The 14,796-nt window shown below is 75.3% G+C and carries 15 protein-coding genes; 8 read left to right on the top strand and 7 right to left on the bottom strand.

Features of this window, described 5'->3' with window-relative positions:
• Positions 1–32: 32 nt before the first annotated feature.
• The 4 genes from hemB to BCL65_RS03525 all read right to left on the bottom strand — a co-directional run bounded on the left by hemB (position 33) and on the right by BCL65_RS03525 (position 4,496).
• On the bottom strand, positions 33–1,049 hold the full coding sequence (hemB, locus tag BCL65_RS03540) for a porphobilinogen synthase (RefSeq protein WP_106265290.1): 1,017 nt from the start codon (positions 1,047–1,049) through the stop codon (positions 33–35).
• Positions 1,046–1,831 (bottom strand): uroporphyrinogen-III synthase, encoded by a 786-nt coding sequence (locus BCL65_RS03535; protein WP_106265288.1) that lies wholly within the window; start codon positions 1,829–1,831, stop codon positions 1,046–1,048. The genes hemB and BCL65_RS03535 overlap by 4 nt, the downstream gene beginning before the upstream one ends.
• Complete coding sequence (gene hemC, locus BCL65_RS03530; protein WP_106265286.1) at positions 1,828–2,910, bottom strand: hydroxymethylbilane synthase; 1,083 nt, start codon at positions 2,908–2,910, stop codon at positions 1,828–1,830. Before hemC ends, BCL65_RS03535 begins: the two co-directional genes overlap by 4 nt.
• A 77-nt stretch (positions 2,911–2,987) precedes the next feature.
• The gene (locus BCL65_RS03525) at positions 2,988–4,496 is read right to left on the bottom strand and encodes an HNH endonuclease signature motif containing protein (protein ID WP_106265285.1); all 1,509 of its coding nucleotides are present in this window, start codon (positions 4,494–4,496) and stop codon (positions 2,988–2,990) included.
• 135 nt (positions 4,497–4,631) lie between these two features.
• Between BCL65_RS03525 and BCL65_RS03520 the strand changes: the two genes are divergently transcribed.
• The 3 genes from BCL65_RS03520 (at position 4,632) to BCL65_RS03510 (ending at position 6,718) form a co-directional block, all read left to right on the top strand.
• Entirely contained in the window at positions 4,632–5,078 is a 447-nt protein-coding gene (locus tag BCL65_RS03520) for a methylglyoxal synthase (protein ID WP_106265283.1), read from the top strand.
• A gap of 136 nt (positions 5,079–5,214) precedes the next feature.
• Positions 5,215–5,907 (top strand): hypothetical protein, encoded by a 693-nt coding sequence (locus BCL65_RS03515; RefSeq protein ID WP_125206469.1) that lies wholly within the window; start codon positions 5,215–5,217, stop codon positions 5,905–5,907.
• A gap of 79 nt (positions 5,908–5,986) precedes the next feature.
• Complete coding sequence (locus BCL65_RS03510; protein ID WP_106265280.1) at positions 5,987–6,718, top strand: spermidine synthase; 732 nt, start codon at positions 5,987–5,989, stop codon at positions 6,716–6,718.
• Here BCL65_RS03510 and BCL65_RS03505 read toward each other — a convergent pair.
• Together BCL65_RS03505 and hemE are read right to left on the bottom strand one after the other, a co-directional pair.
• Entirely contained in the window at positions 6,705–8,153 is a 1,449-nt protein-coding gene (locus BCL65_RS03505; protein ID WP_106265278.1) for a protoporphyrinogen/coproporphyrinogen oxidase, read from the bottom strand. The two genes, BCL65_RS03510 and BCL65_RS03505, sit on opposite strands and share 14 nt — an antisense overlap.
• The gene (gene hemE / locus BCL65_RS03500; protein WP_106265276.1) at positions 8,150–9,265 is read right to left on the bottom strand and encodes a uroporphyrinogen decarboxylase; all 1,116 of its coding nucleotides are present in this window, start codon (positions 9,263–9,265) and stop codon (positions 8,150–8,152) included. Before hemE ends, BCL65_RS03505 begins: the two co-directional genes overlap by 4 nt.
• Before the next feature lie 49 nt (positions 9,266–9,314).
• Between hemE and BCL65_RS03495 the strand changes: the two genes are divergently transcribed.
• The 3 genes from BCL65_RS03495 (at position 9,315) to BCL65_RS03485 (ending at position 12,153) form a co-directional block, all read left to right on the top strand.
• Positions 9,315–10,694 carry a glutamyl-tRNA reductase gene (locus BCL65_RS03495; RefSeq protein ID WP_106265274.1) on the top strand — a complete coding sequence of 460 codons (1,380 nt, stop codon included), beginning with the start codon at positions 9,315–9,317 and terminating at the stop codon, positions 10,692–10,694.
• A gap of 114 nt (positions 10,695–10,808) precedes the next feature.
• Positions 10,809–11,183, top strand: a complete 375-nt coding sequence (locus BCL65_RS03490; protein ID WP_106265272.1) for an SHOCT domain-containing protein — start codon at positions 10,809–10,811, stop codon at positions 11,181–11,183.
• Between the two features lie 43 nt (positions 11,184–11,226).
• On the top strand, positions 11,227–12,153 hold the full coding sequence (locus BCL65_RS03485) for a Ppx/GppA phosphatase family protein (RefSeq protein ID WP_106265270.1): 927 nt from the start codon (positions 11,227–11,229) through the stop codon (positions 12,151–12,153).
• 1 nt (position 12,154) lies between these two features.
• Here BCL65_RS03485 and BCL65_RS03480 read toward each other — a convergent pair whose 3' ends face one another.
• The gene (locus BCL65_RS03480) at positions 12,155–13,381 is read right to left on the bottom strand and encodes a CoA transferase (protein WP_106265268.1); all 1,227 of its coding nucleotides are present in this window, start codon (positions 13,379–13,381) and stop codon (positions 12,155–12,157) included.
• Between the two features lie 127 nt (positions 13,382–13,508).
• On the opposite strand from BCL65_RS03480, the gene BCL65_RS03475 reads away from it, so the two are divergent.
• Both BCL65_RS03475 and BCL65_RS03470 read left to right on the top strand, forming a co-directional pair.
• A complete protein-coding gene (locus tag BCL65_RS03475; RefSeq protein WP_106265266.1) occupies positions 13,509–13,916 on the top strand; it encodes a VOC family protein in 408 nt (135 codons plus the stop codon).
• A gap of 26 nt (positions 13,917–13,942) precedes the next feature.
• Positions 13,943–14,767, top strand: coding sequence for a DUF5926 family protein (locus BCL65_RS03470; protein ID WP_106265264.1), 825 nt, complete (start codon positions 13,943–13,945; stop codon positions 14,765–14,767).
• The last annotated feature ends 29 nt before the right edge of the window (positions 14,768–14,796 follow it).

Below are 14,796 nucleotides of genomic sequence, written 5' to 3'. Positions count from 1 at the left end.
GGGGTTGCTGCGGCGTGCGTCGTGGGCCGGGGTCACTCGAGCCACGAGGCGATCTCGAGCGCCCAGTAGGTGAGGATCACGTCGGCCCCGGCACGCCGGATGCCGAGGACCGACTCGAGCACCGAGGCGCGCCGGTCGATCCAGCCGTTCGCGGCGGCTGCCTCGATCATGGCGTACTCGCCGGACACCTGGTACGCGGCCACGGGGACGTCGGAGCGGTCGGCGACACCGCGCAGCACGTCCAGGTAGGAGCCGGCCGGCTTGACCATCACCATGTCCGCGCCCTCGGCCAGGTCCAGGTCGGCCTCGCGCAGTCCCTCGCGGGCGTTGGCGGCGTCCATCTGGTAGGTCCGCCGGTCGCCCTGCAGCGCCGAGTCGACGGCCTCGCGGAACGGACCGTAGAAGGGGCTGGCGTACTTGGCGCTGTAGGCGAGGATCGACACGTGCTCGAACCCGGCGTCGTCGAGCGCGTCGCGGATCGCGGCGACCTGGCCGTCCATCATGCCCGACGGCGAGACGACGTCGGCGCCGGCCCGCGCCTGGGCGACGGCCATCGTCGCGTACCGCTCGAGCGTGGCGTCGTTGTCGACGACGGCCGTGCCGTCGGGGCCGTCCGTGAGGACGCCGCAGTGCCCGTGGTCGGTGAACTCGTCCAGGCAGGTGTCCGCCATGACGACGGGCCCCGGCCTTCCGGTCTCCGACTCGACCGCGGCGACGGCCTCGCGCGCGATGCGGATGCCGCGCTGCAGGATCCCGTCGGGCGCCTCGGCCTGGGTGCCGCGGGCGTCACGCACCGCCGGGATGCCGAAGAGCATCACGCCGCCGAGCCCGGCCCGCGCGGCCGCGGTGACGGCGTCGTGCAGGGTGTCCTCGCTGTGCTGCACCTGGCCGGGCATGGAGCTGATCGGGACGGGCGCGGCGATGCCCTCCTTGACGAACAACGGCAGCACGAGGTCCGCCGCGTGCAGCCGGTGCTCCGCCACGAGGCGGCGCATGCGGGGCGTGGCGCGCAGCCGCCGCGGCCGGTGGACGATCCCCGAGGTGCTCATGGTTCTCCTTCGCAGGCGGTGGTGACGGCGGCGGCGAGCGCCGCGTCGGTGGGACGGTCGGCGACGGCGGCCACGGTCAGCCCGGCCTCGCGCGCCGCCTCGGCGCTGGGTCGGCCGATCGCGACGACGGGCGCGTGCGTGCCGTACTGCGTGGCGATCTCGCGGGCCACGGAGCCGGAGGTCACCACCACGATGTCATAGCGTGCGCCCACCACGTCCGCCGGCAGGTCGCTGCGCACGGTGCGGTAGGCGGTGACGACGTCCGGCGCCCACCCGAGGGCCCGGAGCGCTTCGCGCAGCGTGGGGCGCGCCCGGTCCCCGAGCGGCAGCAGGACCCGGGTGCCGACCGGACCCGTGGATGCCGGATCCGCGGACGACGGGGCAGGGAAGGTGGCGACGAGGCCGTCCGCGGACGCCTCGCCGTCGGGCACCAGGTCGGCCGCGATCCCGGCGTCGGCCAGGGCGCGCACGGTCGCGGGGCCGACGGCGGCCCACCGGACGGGTGCGGCGGCCAGCGTCGCGCTGGTCGCGCCGGTCGGGTGGTGCTGTGCGGCGGTGAGCGCCTCGACCGCGTTGACGCTGGTGATCACGACCCAGGCGTAACGGCCGGCCAGCACGTCGGAGACTGCTGCCGCGAGCGCGTCGCCGTCGTCGGCGGGAGCCCGCTCGATGACGGGAGCGACGGTCACCTCGGCCCCGGCGCGGCGCAGGAGGCCGGCGAGCCCGGCGGCGCGCGCGGGGGAGCGGGGCAGCAGGACGGTGCGCCCGGTCAGGTCGGTCACGCCCCCTCCGGGTCGTCCGTCCCGGTGGTGGCCAGGGTCGGCTCCGGCGGAGCGGGCTCGGCCGGGGAGAGGGGTGCGAGGCGGGCGGCGCCGTCGGCCAGCAGCCGCTCGGCGACGCGGACGCCCAGGGCGTAGGCGGCCCCGTCGGCTGCGGTGAGCGTCGCCGTCGGGGCGATCTCGACGCGGGCGGTGTGCTTGAGCTGCTCGGTGCCGTCCAGGGAGGCGACGACGGCGGACAGCACCAGCACTCCGTCCTCCAGCCGGGCGTAGGCACCGATCGGTGCGGCGCAGCCTGCCTCGAGCCGCGCCAGGACGGCGCGCTCGGCGGTGACGGCGAGCCGGGTGGGCCGGTGGTCGAGCTCGGCGAACGCCTCGGCGAGCACGGCGCCGAGGCCGGGGCCGCCCGTCGTGCCGCCGTCCGGCACCAGGTCGGTGCTGCGCGCCTCCACGGCGAGCGCACCCTGGCCGGGTGCGGGGGCGACGACGAGCGGGTCGAGGACCTCGCTGACCACCTCGGTGCGGTGCAGGCGCGCAAGACCGGCGAGGGCGAGCACCACGGCGTCGAGGTCCGGGTCGGGTCCGAGGGCCCGCGCCAGGCGGGTCTCGACGTTGCCCCGGATGTCGACGATCTCGAGGTCGGGACGTGCGGCCTGGAGCTGTGCGGCACGGCGCGGCGAACCGGTCCCGACGCGACCGTTGCGCGGCAGCGTGTCGAGCGTGCGTCCGTCGCGGGCGCAGAGCGCGTCCCGCGGGTCCTCGCGCTCGGGCGTGACGTAGGTCAGGCCGGGCGCGGGGGTGGTCGGCAGGTCCTTGAGGGAGTGCACGGCGACGTCGCAGCGGTCCCCGGCGAGCGCGTCGCGCAGCGCGGTGACGAACACGCCGGTGCCGCCGAGGGAGGCGAGGGAGCCGGTCTTGACGTCGCCCTCGGTCTTGATGCGGACGAGCTCGACCGGGCGGTCCAGGAGCACCTCCAGCCGACGCGCGACGAGCCCGGACTGGGTGGTCGCCAGTGCGCTGCCGCGGGTGCCGAGACGCAGAGGGGCGGGTGCGGGGGTTGTCACCCGTCCATTGTCACGCATGGGCGCGGTGCGGCGTCGAGGGCACGGAGTGACGTGGGACCGAGGTTGACGGGGCAGAGGTGCAAGCCAGCGGCGGTTCAGAACGGAGGGTCGCCGGAGCCCACGGACGAGAGGTCGCGTGGCGCCGAGTCGCGTGGCGCCGAGTCGCGTGGCGCTGAGCCGTGCCGACTGGCGACGACGCCGCCGTCCGGGCGGGTGGTGTGGCGTCGACCGGTGGGTGAGGTCCACTCGAGGTTGCCGCCGGATGCCGGACCCTGCCGTGCCGTCCAGCCGGTCTGGTGCTTGAGCACGTGGTGGTGCCGGCACAGGTGGGCCAGGTTGTCCGCCCCGGTGGTGCCGCCGTCGGCCCACGCCGTCGTGTGGTCGAGGTCGGCGCGGACCGCCGGCACCGTGCACCCCGGGAACCGGCAGGTGGCGTCGCGGTGCCTGAGCGTGGCCTTGAGCGCCGACGGGGCCGTGTAGCTCTCCCGTCCCACCGACAGCGGGACGCCCGACTCGGGGTGGGTCAGCACGCGCCAGAGCGACGGCGCGAGGGCGGCGAGCTCGCGGGCCGTGTCCGGTGCGACCGGTACGTGGCCGTCCAGGTCCGCGGGGATGTCGGCGACGCCGAGCAGGGTCAGGACCGGCACGGTCACCGTGACCTGCGGGCGGATGCTCCGCGCGATCGTCGCGATGCCCGGCACGGGGCGCGTGCGGGCCGTACCGGGGGCTGTGTCGGGGGCTGTCCCGGGGTCTCTACCGGGGTCTCTACCGGAGTCTCTACCAGGTGCCGACGCGGGTACCGCGTCGCGGTCCAGGGTGCCGTCGTCGAGCAGCAGCGCGGCCAGGACGTCCGCGCGGCCCTGGGAGACGATGAGGCTGTCGGTCTCCGTGTGGAGCGCCGTCGCGGTGCGGGTCAGCCGGTCGTACGCCGCATGGGCGAGGGTCACGGGCAGGCGCGCCGTGAGCCAGGCCATCCCGTCGCGGGCGTCGTCGAGGTAGACCGCCCGGTGCTCCGACGCCTTCGCGGACCGGACCTCGACCGGTTCGGGGTGGACGCTGTCGCGTGCGCGCCGCGTGCGGGCGTCCACCTGGGCCGGGGTGCTGGTGGCCAGCGCAGGGGCGACGGAGGACTCGACGCGCCGGGCGTCCGCCGGGTCGAGATCGGCGAGGTGCCGGGCCAGGCGCGCCGCGTGGGCCCAGGAGCACCGGCCGGCGGCCAGCGCCGCGAACGACCGGGGTGCCTTGCGCCGCAGGGTCTGCGCCTGCTCGCAGAGGCTTCCGGCGGCGTGCTCGCCCAGGCGCAGCGTGGTCCCGACCTCGGCGACGACCGCCCGCCGCACCAGCTCCCGCCGGCGGGACGAGGAGGTCCGCCGCCGGGACGGGTCGTCGGTGTCGAGCACCGCCGACTCGGCGTCCTCGGCCAGGTCGGCGATGTCGGCCAGCAGCGCGGCCCGCCGGCCCTCCAGGGCGTTGATCTCGGCCTGGGCCGCGCTCAGGTCCGCCAACAGCTCGTCCAGGCGTGCGAGCGTCACGTCCCGGCCGGCGTCGCGCCGTCGGGCACCGGAATCCGCCCTGGTGCGGGTGTCGGCGGACCTCGTTGTCATGCACCGAGACTACCAGAGATCGAACACCCGTTCGAGTGCCCGCGAGGGCTGATCGCGCACTCGCTGCCGGTCCGCCCCGCGCGTGGAAGCATGAGGCAGACGGGTGCAGCGCGCGCCCGGGTGAGGAGCGCTCCCATGGACGCGGTTCAGCACAGCATCGCCCTGGTGGCCCACGACAACAAGAAGGTCGAGCTCCTGCGCTGGGCAGAGTTCAACCGGGGGACGCTCTCCGGGCACTCGCTCTGGGCCACGGGGACCACCGGGACGATGCTGGAGTTCGAGCTGGGCCTGCCGGTCCACCGGCTCCTGTCCGGACCGGTGGGCGGTGACCAGCAGATCGGCGCGAAGATCGCCGAGGGCTTCATCGACATGCTGATCTTCTTCTGGGACCCGCTCGAGGCGCAGCCCCACGACCCGGACGTCAAGGCGCTGCTCCGGCTCGCGGCGGTCTGGAACGTGCCCATGGCGTGCAACGTCGCGACGGCGGACATGATGATCTCCTCGCCGATGATGCGCGAGGACTACGCGGCGAGCCGGCCCGTGATCGGCGCGCGGCCCTGGGAGGGCGGCGCCGTCCCGTGACGTGCGGCCACCAGGCTTCATGAGACCTCTCTCACGGTGCTGCCACGGTGGCCTCATGGACCGTCCCTAGCGTGCGAGGCACGAGCCGCACAGCGCATCCCGCGCCCCGCGGCACTCTCACCGGGGAGCACCTGTGATGAAGAACAGGATCTTAGGGACGTTCGCCGCGCTGTGCCTGGCACTGGCGAGCGTCGGCATGGGAGCGGGCGCGGCGCACGCCGACGACGACGGCCGGGTCAGCTGCACGGGGTACGCCTCGAAGAACGCGCAGTACCGGGTGACGCTCGCGGAGCGCGACGACGACCGGATGCGGGCGGCCATGCGGGTCGACGCCGCGAAGTCCGGCCAGCGGTGGACCGTCACGGTCTACCGCAACGGCAGCAAGGCCTACCGGATCACCGAGCGGGCGAACCGTCACGGGAACATCAGCGTCGCCAGGACCGTGCGCGGGGACGACGACGACCGGTTCCGGTTCGTCGCCGTCTCGAGCAGCGGCCAGCGGGCCGCGCGCACGGTCGAGCTCGACGACGATCTCGAGTGCCGCAGCGGCGAGGGCTCGAAGGGCAGCAGGTACGGCTACTCGGTCCAGGAGTCGGGCGACGACCGCGTGACGGCGCAGGTTCGTGTCAACGGCCCGACGAAGGGCGCCCGGTGGACCGCCACGTTCTACCGGGACGGCAGCAGGGTCGCCTCGACCACCTCACGGGCGAACTCGTACGGCAACGTCACCCTCGGCCGGACGTTCGGCGCGGACGACGACCGGGTCAAGGTCGTGGTGAGGTCCTCCACCGGCGAGCGGATCTCGCGCACCGTCGACCTCGACGACTGACGGCCGGCCCGTACGCCTCGCTCCCGGCCGCCCTCGTGGCACGCCGGGGGCGGGGCGACGCCGCGTGAGACGCTGAGCCATGCCGCTGCGCTTCGAAGAGCTCGACTTCCAGACCACGCCGATGGGGGAGATCAGCCTGCGCCGCCGGTACGACCCGGCCGCGCAGCAGGACGTGTACGAGGTCCGGCTCGGTGACGAGTACCTCATGTCCAGCCTGTTCACGGTGGCGGAGCGCGAGCTCGCCACCCTCGCCCTCGCCCGGCTCGACTCACCCCTCGCCCGGCTCGACGCACCCGCCGGCGGCCTGCGCGTCCTCGTCGGCGGCCTCGGGCTCGGCTACACGGCGCTCGCAGCGCTGGCCGACCCGCGCGTCGGGGACGTGACCGTCGTCGAGTACTCGGGGCCGGTCCTGGACTGGCACCGGCGCGAGCTGCTGCCGGAGGCCGCGGGGCTCGCCACCGACCCGCGCTGCCGGCTCGTCCAGGACGACTTCTTCCGCCGCGCCCGTGCCGAGCCCGAGGTCCGGTACGACGCGATCCTGCTGGACATCGACCACAGCCCGCGGCACGTGCTCCACCCGAGCCACGCGGCGTTCTACGCCGCGGACGGGCTGCGGGCGATGTCCCGGCACCTGGCGGACGGGGGCCTCTTCGCCCTCTGGTCGGACGACCCTCCCGACGCCCCGTTCGAGGCCGTGCTCGGCCAGGTGTTCGCCGAGCGCTCGGCGCACCCCGTCGACTTCCCGAACCCGATCACCGGTGGTCGCTCCAGCAACACGGTCTACCTGGCCCGCGGCGTCACAGCCCGTTGACCGCCGCCTGGGCGTGCGCCACGATCGCGGCCAGCCCCGTGCCGGCCACCCAGCCGCCCGTCACGGCGAGCCCGGGGACCTGCCCGACGGCGGCGCTCAGCGCCGTGACGTCGGCCCGGTAGGCGGGGGTCGGCGGCGGCAGGGCGCCGTCCCAGCGCTGCAGCAGGTGGTCCTGCACCCGGTCCGCCAGCGGCACGCCCAGGAGCACCGAGGCGTCCCGTGCGGCCTCGTCCGCGGTCGGGGGGACGGTCTCCTCGCCGAGACGCCCGTACGACAGCCGCACCACGTGCATCCCCGCACCGGCCGCGCTCCGCACCCGGGCGGCGAGCCACGGCCACTTGGCGGTCGAGTGCGTCAGCGCCTTCGCGCGCACGTCCGCGGCACCGGGAGCCACCAGCATCCCGGACCCGCGCGGCGCGGCGTCCAGCTCCGGGGCGTCCACGAGCAGCGTCGCGAGCCGCACGTCCGCCCCGACCTCCGGCGTGGGGACGACGTCGGTCCACGGCGACAGCAGCGGCCCGACGGCGGGTGTGGTCACCACGAGGCGCGGCGCCGTGACGGTGTGCAGCGACCCGCGGCCCCCGGCGACCCCCGCGGCGGTGGCGCGCGAGCGCACGACCCAGCCGCCGTCGTCGGCCCGCTCGATGCCCACGACCTCCTGGCCGAGCCGGAGCGCGGTGTGGATGGGTCCGGTCGCGTCCGTGATCGGGGTGTCGGTCCAGATCTCGGCGCTCGCGGCGATCTGCCCGGCGAGCGCCTCGACGACCGCGTGCATCCCGCCGTCGATGCCGCGTACGGCCGAGCCGGCCGGGGCGGCGGCACGCAGCGCCGCGACGGCCCGGGTGAGGGACCCCTCGACGGCGAACCGGTCCTGGAGGCCGGGGGCGACGGACGCCACGGCGAGCCGGTCGAGCGGTGCCGAGTGCACACCGGTGGCGACCGGGGCGACGAGCCGGTCGGTGGCCCGCGCGCCGAGCCGGGCGCGCACCAGCGTGCCGAGGTCGTCGGCGTCGGCGCCCACGAACCGGGGCAGCACGCGGTCGAGGGAGGCGCGCAGCACGCCGGGCCAGCCGATGGCGCGGCGGACGTCGGGGGCCCACGGCACGGCCGGGATGCCGAGCACGCCGGCCCGGGGCAGCGGGAACGCGTTCCCGGCGGCGTACCCCCAGGCGGACAGGGGTGCGGGCTCGACGACGTCGAGCCCGAGCTCCTCCGCGAGCTCGGTGACGGCGGTGCCCCGGGCGGCGAAGGACTCGGCACCGAGGTCGACGGGGACGCGTGGCAGCGACTCGAACGCGCCGCCGCGCACCGGGCCGCCCAGCCGGGTCGACGACTCGAGCACCACCGTGCGCAGCCCGCGCTCGATGAGCGTGCGCGCCGCGACCAGCCCGCCGATCCCGCCGCCGACGACGACGGCGTCGACCTGCTGGCTCACAGCGAGTGGACGAGCTCGACCACGCGCGTGAGCACGGTCGGGTCGGTGGTCGGGGGCACGCCGTGGCCCAGGTTCACCACGTGGCCCGGAGCACCGGCACCGCGGGCGACGACGTCGCGGACGTGCGCCTCCAGCGCCTCCCACGGGGCGGCGAGGAGCGCCGGGTCGATGTTGCCCTGCACCGGGACGTCGCCGCCGAGGAGCTCCGTGGCCTCGTCCAGCGGGGTGCGGTAGTCGACCCCCACCGTCGGGTGGCTGATCCCCGCGTCGCGCAGCACGTCGCGCATCGCCGGGAGCAGGTGCCCCGTGGCGGTGCCGAAGTGGATGCCGGGAACCCCCAGCTCCGCCACATGCCGCAGGGCACGGGTGGACGACGGCGCCACGTGCGCCGTGTAGTCGGCGAGGGACAGCGAACCCGCCCACGAGTCGAAGAGCTGCACGGCGCTGGCGCCGGCCAGGACCTGGGTGCGCAGGAACCGCCCGGTGAGGTCGGCGGTCCACGTGGTCAGCCGGCGCCAGGTCTCCGGGTCGGCGTGCATGAGCGTGCGCGCGGCCAGGTGGTCCCGCGAGGGCCGGCCCTCGACGAGGTAGGCGGCGAGCGTGAACGGCGCGCCGCCGAACCCGATGAGGGGCGTCGAGGCGGAGCCGTCGGACAGCCCGGCGACGGTGCGCTCCACGGCCTGGGCGATCGGCGCGAGCGTCTCGTCGTCGAGGTCGCGCGCGACGAGCTCGTCGATGTCGGCGGCCGTCCGGTAGGGGCGGTCCATGACCGGCCCGACGCCGGAGACGATCTCGACGTCGACGCCGGCGAGCTTGAGCGGCACCACGATGTCGCTGAAGAAGATCGCCGCGTCGACGCCGTGGCGGCGGACGGGCTGCAGCGTGATCTCGGCGGCGAGGTCCGGCCGCAGGCAGGACTCCAGCATCCCGACACCCTGTCGCACCTCGCGGTACTCGGGCAGGGACCGGCCCGCCTGCCGCATGAACCACACGGGCGTCCGTGCCGGGCGATCACCTCGCAGCGCGCTGACCAGCGGGGACGTGGTCGTGCGCCCGTCGGCGAGGGGGTGAGAGGCGGGCAGGTTGCTGACGTTCACCGTGGGGGATGTCACGGTCAACGATTCTGCCCCGTGGGGGCACAGATCATAAAGTGGGGGCACTGTGGTTCTCCTCTCCCTCACCGCGTCCCACCACGAGCTGGACCTCGACGCCCTCGAGCGTCTGTCCACCGGCTCGATGTCCGTGGGCCGTACCGTCGTGGGCACGTGCCGCCCCGTGCAGGGCACCGTGGTCATCTCGACCTGCAACCGGTTCGAGCTCTACCTGGACGTCGACGCCCCCCTCGACGGGGACACGGTCCGCCACGCCACGCGCCACGTCGCCGAGCTCGTCGCCGAGTCCTCGGGGGTGTCCACCGACGTCGCCGCGAGCTCGTTCACGGTGCGCACCGGCTCCGAGGTCACCGAGCACCTCTTCGCGGTGGCCGCCGGCCTGGACTCGATGGTGGTGGGCGAGCGGGAGATCGCCGGGCAGGTGAAGCGGGCGCTCGCGGAGTCCCGGGCCGACGGGACCACCTCCAAGACGCTGGAGCTGCTGTTCCAGACGGCGTCGCGCACCTCCAAGCAGATCGGGCGGTCGACGGCGCTGGGCGGCGCCGGGCGCTCCCTGGTGGCGGTCGGGCTGGACCTGGCCGGCCGGTCGATGCGCCCGTACCCCGTGGCCCGCGCCGTCATCATCGGCACCGGTGCCTACGCGGGCGCCACCGTCGCGGCCTTGCGCGCCCGGGGGTGCGAGGACATCCGGGTGTACTCGCGGTCCGGGCGGGCGCAGGCGTTCGCGGCGTCGCACGGCACGGGCGCCGTCGGCGTCGACACCGAGTCGCTGGTGGAGGCGCTGGGCGACGCGGACGTCGTGGTGTCCTGCTCGGGGGCGCGGGGCGGCCGCCCCGGTCCGGCGGCGGACGCGGAGGCCTCGCTGGCCTACGTCCTCGACGCGGCCTCCGTGGCCCGTGCCCGGGAGCGCGCCGCCGCACGGGCGGGCGACGAGCCGGAGCCGGACGCCCTGGTGATCCTGGACCTGGCGCTGCACCGTGACGTGGAGCCGTCGGTGGCGGACGTCGAGGGTGTGCTGCTGTACGACCTGGCCTCGCTGACGGCGCACGCCCCGGCCACCGAGCGCGCCGTCGTCGACCAGGCCGGCCGGCTGGTGGCCCAGGCCGCCGCACGGTTCGAGGAGACCCGGCTGGGTCGCGCCGCGGACGCCGCCGTCGTCGGGCTGCTCGACGAGGCGGAGCGCCAGGTCGCCGTCGAGGTGGCGGCCGCCGTGGAACGGCTGGCCGGCGAGCTCGCGCCGCACGGGCAGGAGCCCACCGAGTCGGACCGGGACGAGATCGCCCGGGCGGTGCGCCGCCGCGCGCACGCCGCCCTGCACGGCCGCATCGTCGCGGCCCGCGCGACGGCCCTCGCCGAGGCACGGGCGGCGGAGGCCGCCGTCGTCGCGGCGGCCGAGCGGACGCTTCGCGCCGTTCCGGCGACCGATTGAACCTTTGTCGGGTTATATCGGGCCGTTCTCCGCGTTCGTGGGTAGCGTGATCGCCGAGGGGTCGCGGCTGCGGTCCCCGCGGGATCTCACCTCGGACGCGGAAGGACATTCACGATGGATGACTTTTGGAGCTATGTCTGGTTCCTCCTCTGGATCTTCCTCTTCATGGCGTACCTCATCGTCCTGTTCCAGATCCTCACGGACCTGTTCCGGGACCATCAGCTGAACGGCTGGTGGAAGGCGCTCTGGGTCGTCCTGCTGATCTTCGTCCCCATGATCACGGCGCTGGTGTACCTCATCGCGCGCGGGCGCGGCATGGCCGAGCGCAACATGGCGGCCGCGAAGGACGCCAAGGCGGCCACCGACGACTACATCAAGACGGTCGCCGGCTCGCCCGCTGACCACATCGCGTCGGCGAAGAAGCTGCTCGACGACGGCACGATCACCCCGCAGGAGTTCGAGGCGCTCAAGGCCAAGGCGCTGGCCTGAACCGACGGTCCGTGCGGTGCCGTCGACCGGTAGTTTGAGCGCCATGCGACTCGGCGTGATCGACATCGGCTCCAACACCGTGCACCTGCTCGTCATGGACGCGCGAGCAGGTGCACGGCCGGTGCCGCAGGCCAGCCACAAGACCACCGTGCGCCTGATGCGGTACGTCGAGCCCGACGGCTCGATCTCCAAGGCGGGCGTCAAGGAGCTGCGCAAGGCCGTCGAGGCGGCGGCGGCCGAGGGCGCCGAGCACGGCATCGAGCAGACGATGGCGCTGGCGACCTCCGCGCTGCGCGAGGCGACCAACGGCGCCGAGGTGCTGGCCGACCTGGAGAAGCGCGCGGGCGTGCCCATCGAGGTGCTCGCCGGCGACGAGGAGGCGCGGCTGACCTTCCTGGCGGCGCGCCGCTGGTACGGCTGGGGCGCCGGCCGGCTCCTGCTGCTCGACATCGGCGGCGGCTCCCTCGAGATCGCCACCGGCGTGGACGAGGCCCCGGACGTCGCCCTGTCCGTGCCGCTCGGTGCCGGCCGCATGACCCGGCGCTTCCTCCTCGACGCCGACCCGCCGAAGCCCGACGACGTGGAGAAGCTGCGCGAGCACGCGCGGTCGGTGCTGCGCGACGCCGTCGGACCCGTGGCGAAGGCGCCGGCGCCCGACCACGCGGTGGCCACCTCCAAGACCTTCCGCTCCCTGGCCCGGCTGGCGGGGATGCCCCGCCAGGTCATGGGAACCGGCGAGCGCTGGCGGATGCGCCACGACCACCTGGCCGACTGGGAGCCGCGCCTGGCGAAGCTGTCCTCGGCGGACCGCACCGTGCTGCCGGGCATCGGTCCGGGCCGGGCGCTGCAGATCGTGGCGGGCGCCGTCGTCGCGCAGGAGGCGATGGCCGCCCTCGGCGTCGACGAGGTGGAGATCTGCCCGTGGGCCCTGCGCGAGGGCGCGATCCTGCAGCGGCTCGACCACCTCTGACTCACCAGCGGGGCGGGTCGCCGCCCCAGGGCCGCGCCGGTGCGGCGTAGTCGTCGACCGGCAGCGCCGGGCGCGCGGACCGCACGCGGCCGTGGGTGACGGTGGTGCCCGACGGCGGCAGCGCGGCCGGCGGGTGGTCCGGCTCCCGGCCGGGCGCGTCGAGGAGCCAGGCGGCCGTGCGGGCCAGGGAGGTCGCCACGTCCCGGCCGGCGCCGTCCCGGGCGCGCTCGACGAGGGCGTCGAGCACCCCCGCGACGAGCAGGTAGCCGGTGGCGTGGTCGAGGGCCTGTGCGGGCAGCGCGCCCGGGGTGACGCCGTCGGTGGACTCGAGCAGCGCGATGCCGCTCGCGGCCTGCACGATCGAGTCGAACCCGCGGCGGCCCGCCCACGGGCCGGCCGACCCCCAGGCCGAGACGCGGGCGTGCACCGCACCGGGCGGCAGCCGCAGCCCGTGGGCCTCGATCGCACCGGGACGGTAGCCGGTCACCAGCACGTCCGCGGCGTCGAGGAGCTCCTGGGCGCGGGCGTGGTCGTCGTGGCGGCGCAGGTCGAGGAGCGTCGACCGCTTGCCCTGCCCGGTGTCGAGGTGCTGGGCGGCGATCTCGGCCGGCTCGGGCGGGTCGACGCGCAGCACGTCCGCGCCGAGCAACGCGAGCGTCCGGGTCGCGACGGGTCCCGCGATGACCCGGGTGAGGTCCAGCACCCGCGCACCCGCCAGGGGAGCAGCCGCCCGCCGGGCCGGTCGTCCGTCGGCGCGCGCCGTCGTCGCGACGAGGGGGCCGACGGCGGCGGCCCGGCCGGGTGCGCTCGCCCGCCACCCGCTCTCGCTCCGCACCCGGACCGCGACCGCCCCGGCGTCGGCCGCCGCGTCCTCGACGTCCTGGGCGGAGGCCTGCGCGAGGTGGTCGGCGAGGTCGTCGCGCGAGGCGTCGTCGGGCAGGTCGAGGATCCGCAGCAGCCGGGCGCGGTGGTGCGGGTAGTTGGCGTGGGTGCGGACCCAGCCGTCGGCCGTCGCGAAGAACCCGGAGTGGCGGGCGAACCCGGCCCAGGGTTCGCCGTCGAGGCGCAGCAGGCGGTCGGAGGCGAAGGACGCCGCCACGCGCGCCGGGTCGAGCGGGGCGTCCACCAGCGGCCCGCGCACCCCGGCGCGGCGCGCGGCGGAGCGCAGCGCCTCGAGCGCGGTGCGGGCGAGGTCGGCGACGGGCAGCGTCGCGGCGAGCCACGGCATGCCCCGACCGTATGCCACGGGATTTCACCCGTCCCGGTGGGCGAGCCGGGTGGATCCTGGGAGAGGCGGCGCCCTCATGCCACGGGCCCTCGGCCCCCGGGACCGCCGTGGCGCGAAGGAGTGCCTCATGGTCAGCACGCAGCGAGGTTTCGGCAGCTTCTCGGTCGACGACGTGGACGCCGCACGGCGGTTCTACGAGGACGTCCTCGGGATGCGGGTCACGGGCGACCGCGGGTTCCTCGCCCTGCACCTCGACAGCGGGACCACGTTCATGGTGTACCCGAAGGAGGACCACGTCCCTGCGAGCTTCACGGTGCTGCACCTCGCGGTCGACGACGTCGACGAGGTGGTGGACGAGCTGGGTCGGCAGGGGGTGGAGATGCTCCGGTACGAGTCCTTCGACCACGACGAGCGAGGGATCGTCCGCGGCTTCATGGAGGGTGGCGACGGCGCCTGGTTCACCGACCCGGCCGGCAACGTGATTGGTCTCATGGACGGTCCGGGGGCGGAGCTCTTCGGCGCGATGACCTCCTGACCGCGGCGGCCGATAGGATCGGGCGCATGGCCAAGACTGCTGAGTTCGTGCTGCGTCCGTTCGAGGGTCTCCCGGGGGAGGCCGACTGGGTCTCGATGCGGGAGATCGTGCCCTCGGCGACCGCGCCGGCCCGCACCGTCGAGGCCCACGGCGGCCGCGACGTCGTCGTCGCCACCGTGCTGCCGGGCGGCTGGGCCGCGCTCCACCGCGAGGACGGCACCGTCCTGCTCGCGGTGCAGGGCGTGCTCAGCTCCGACGACATCAGCCGGTCGCTGGCGGCCGCGCTGCTCGCGGCGATCGACGCCGAGCCGGGCACGGGCGTCCTGCCGGAGCAGCTCGAGGTCACCGCGGAGACCCCGCGCCTGCAGGACGTGCTGGACGCCTCCGTGCCGTTCGAGGTCACGGTCCACGAGGGCTACGACTACTGGATCGACTCCTCGGCCGAGATGACCGCCGAGATCAAGGAAGGCCTCGAGGAGGCCGCCGAGCAGACCGTCCCCACGGTCAAGCTCGAGGGTGTCGACGCCGCCTACTGGTGCCGGATGAGCCGCGAGTTCGTGCGGTGGGCCCGCACCGAGGACGAGGACCGCGTGGTCGACGCGATCGCCCGCCTGCACGCGAAGCGGGACTCGGGTCTGGCCGGCGGCAAGTTCCTCGGCATGTTCCGCGCCTGCGGACTCGTGGTGCCGGTGTGGGAGCTGCCGCGCGGCACGGAGGCGGACGAGCTGGCCGAGCCGGTCCAGGACCTGTCGACCCGGTTCGAGGCGGCGCTGGCCGTGGACGCACCGCTGGACGCGAACGAGCGCCGCGCGCGGGCGGGCATCATCTCCCGCCAGGTGACCCTGCGCTGACCCGCACAGAAACTTCACCCGGTCGCCCC

The organism is Isoptericola halotolerans, assembly GCF_003003075.1.
Taxonomy (GTDB): domain Bacteria; phylum Actinomycetota; class Actinomycetes; order Actinomycetales; family Cellulomonadaceae; genus Isoptericola; species Isoptericola halotolerans_A.
The sequence above is the reverse complement of the archived record's forward strand: the minus strand, read 5'-3'. Positions and strand labels throughout refer to the sequence as shown.

Bases quoted from the DNA above. Each gene is read 5' to 3' on its own strand.
- BCL65_RS03490 (WP_106265272.1), top strand. From the start codon at position 10,809: ATGGATGACTTTTGGAGCTATGTCTGGTTCCTCCTCTGGATCTTCCTC.
- BCL65_RS03515 (WP_125206469.1), top strand. From the start codon at position 5,215: ATGAAGAACAGGATCTTAGGGACGTTCGCCGCGCTGTGCCTGGCACTG.
- BCL65_RS03470 (WP_106265264.1), top strand. From the start codon at position 13,943: ATGGCCAAGACTGCTGAGTTCGTGCTGCGTCCGTTCGAGGGTCTCCCG.
- BCL65_RS03520 (WP_106265283.1), top strand. From the start codon at position 4,632: ATGGACGCGGTTCAGCACAGCATCGCCCTGGTGGCCCACGACAACAAG.
- BCL65_RS03485 (WP_106265270.1), top strand. From the start codon at position 11,227: ATGCGACTCGGCGTGATCGACATCGGCTCCAACACCGTGCACCTGCTC.
- BCL65_RS03480 (WP_106265268.1), bottom strand. From the start codon at position 13,381: ATGCCGTGGCTCGCCGCGACGCTGCCCGTCGCCGACCTCGCCCGCACC.
- BCL65_RS03510 (WP_106265280.1), top strand. From the start codon at position 5,987: ATGCCGCTGCGCTTCGAAGAGCTCGACTTCCAGACCACGCCGATGGGG.
- hemB (WP_106265290.1), bottom strand. From the start codon at position 1,049: ATGAGCACCTCGGGGATCGTCCACCGGCCGCGGCGGCTGCGCGCCACG.
- BCL65_RS03525 (WP_106265285.1), bottom strand. From the start codon at position 4,496: ATGACAACGAGGTCCGCCGACACCCGCACCAGGGCGGATTCCGGTGCC.
- hemC (WP_106265286.1), bottom strand. From the start codon at position 2,910: ATGCGTGACAATGGACGGGTGACAACCCCCGCACCCGCCCCTCTGCGT.
- BCL65_RS03475 (WP_106265266.1), top strand. From the start codon at position 13,509: ATGGTCAGCACGCAGCGAGGTTTCGGCAGCTTCTCGGTCGACGACGTG.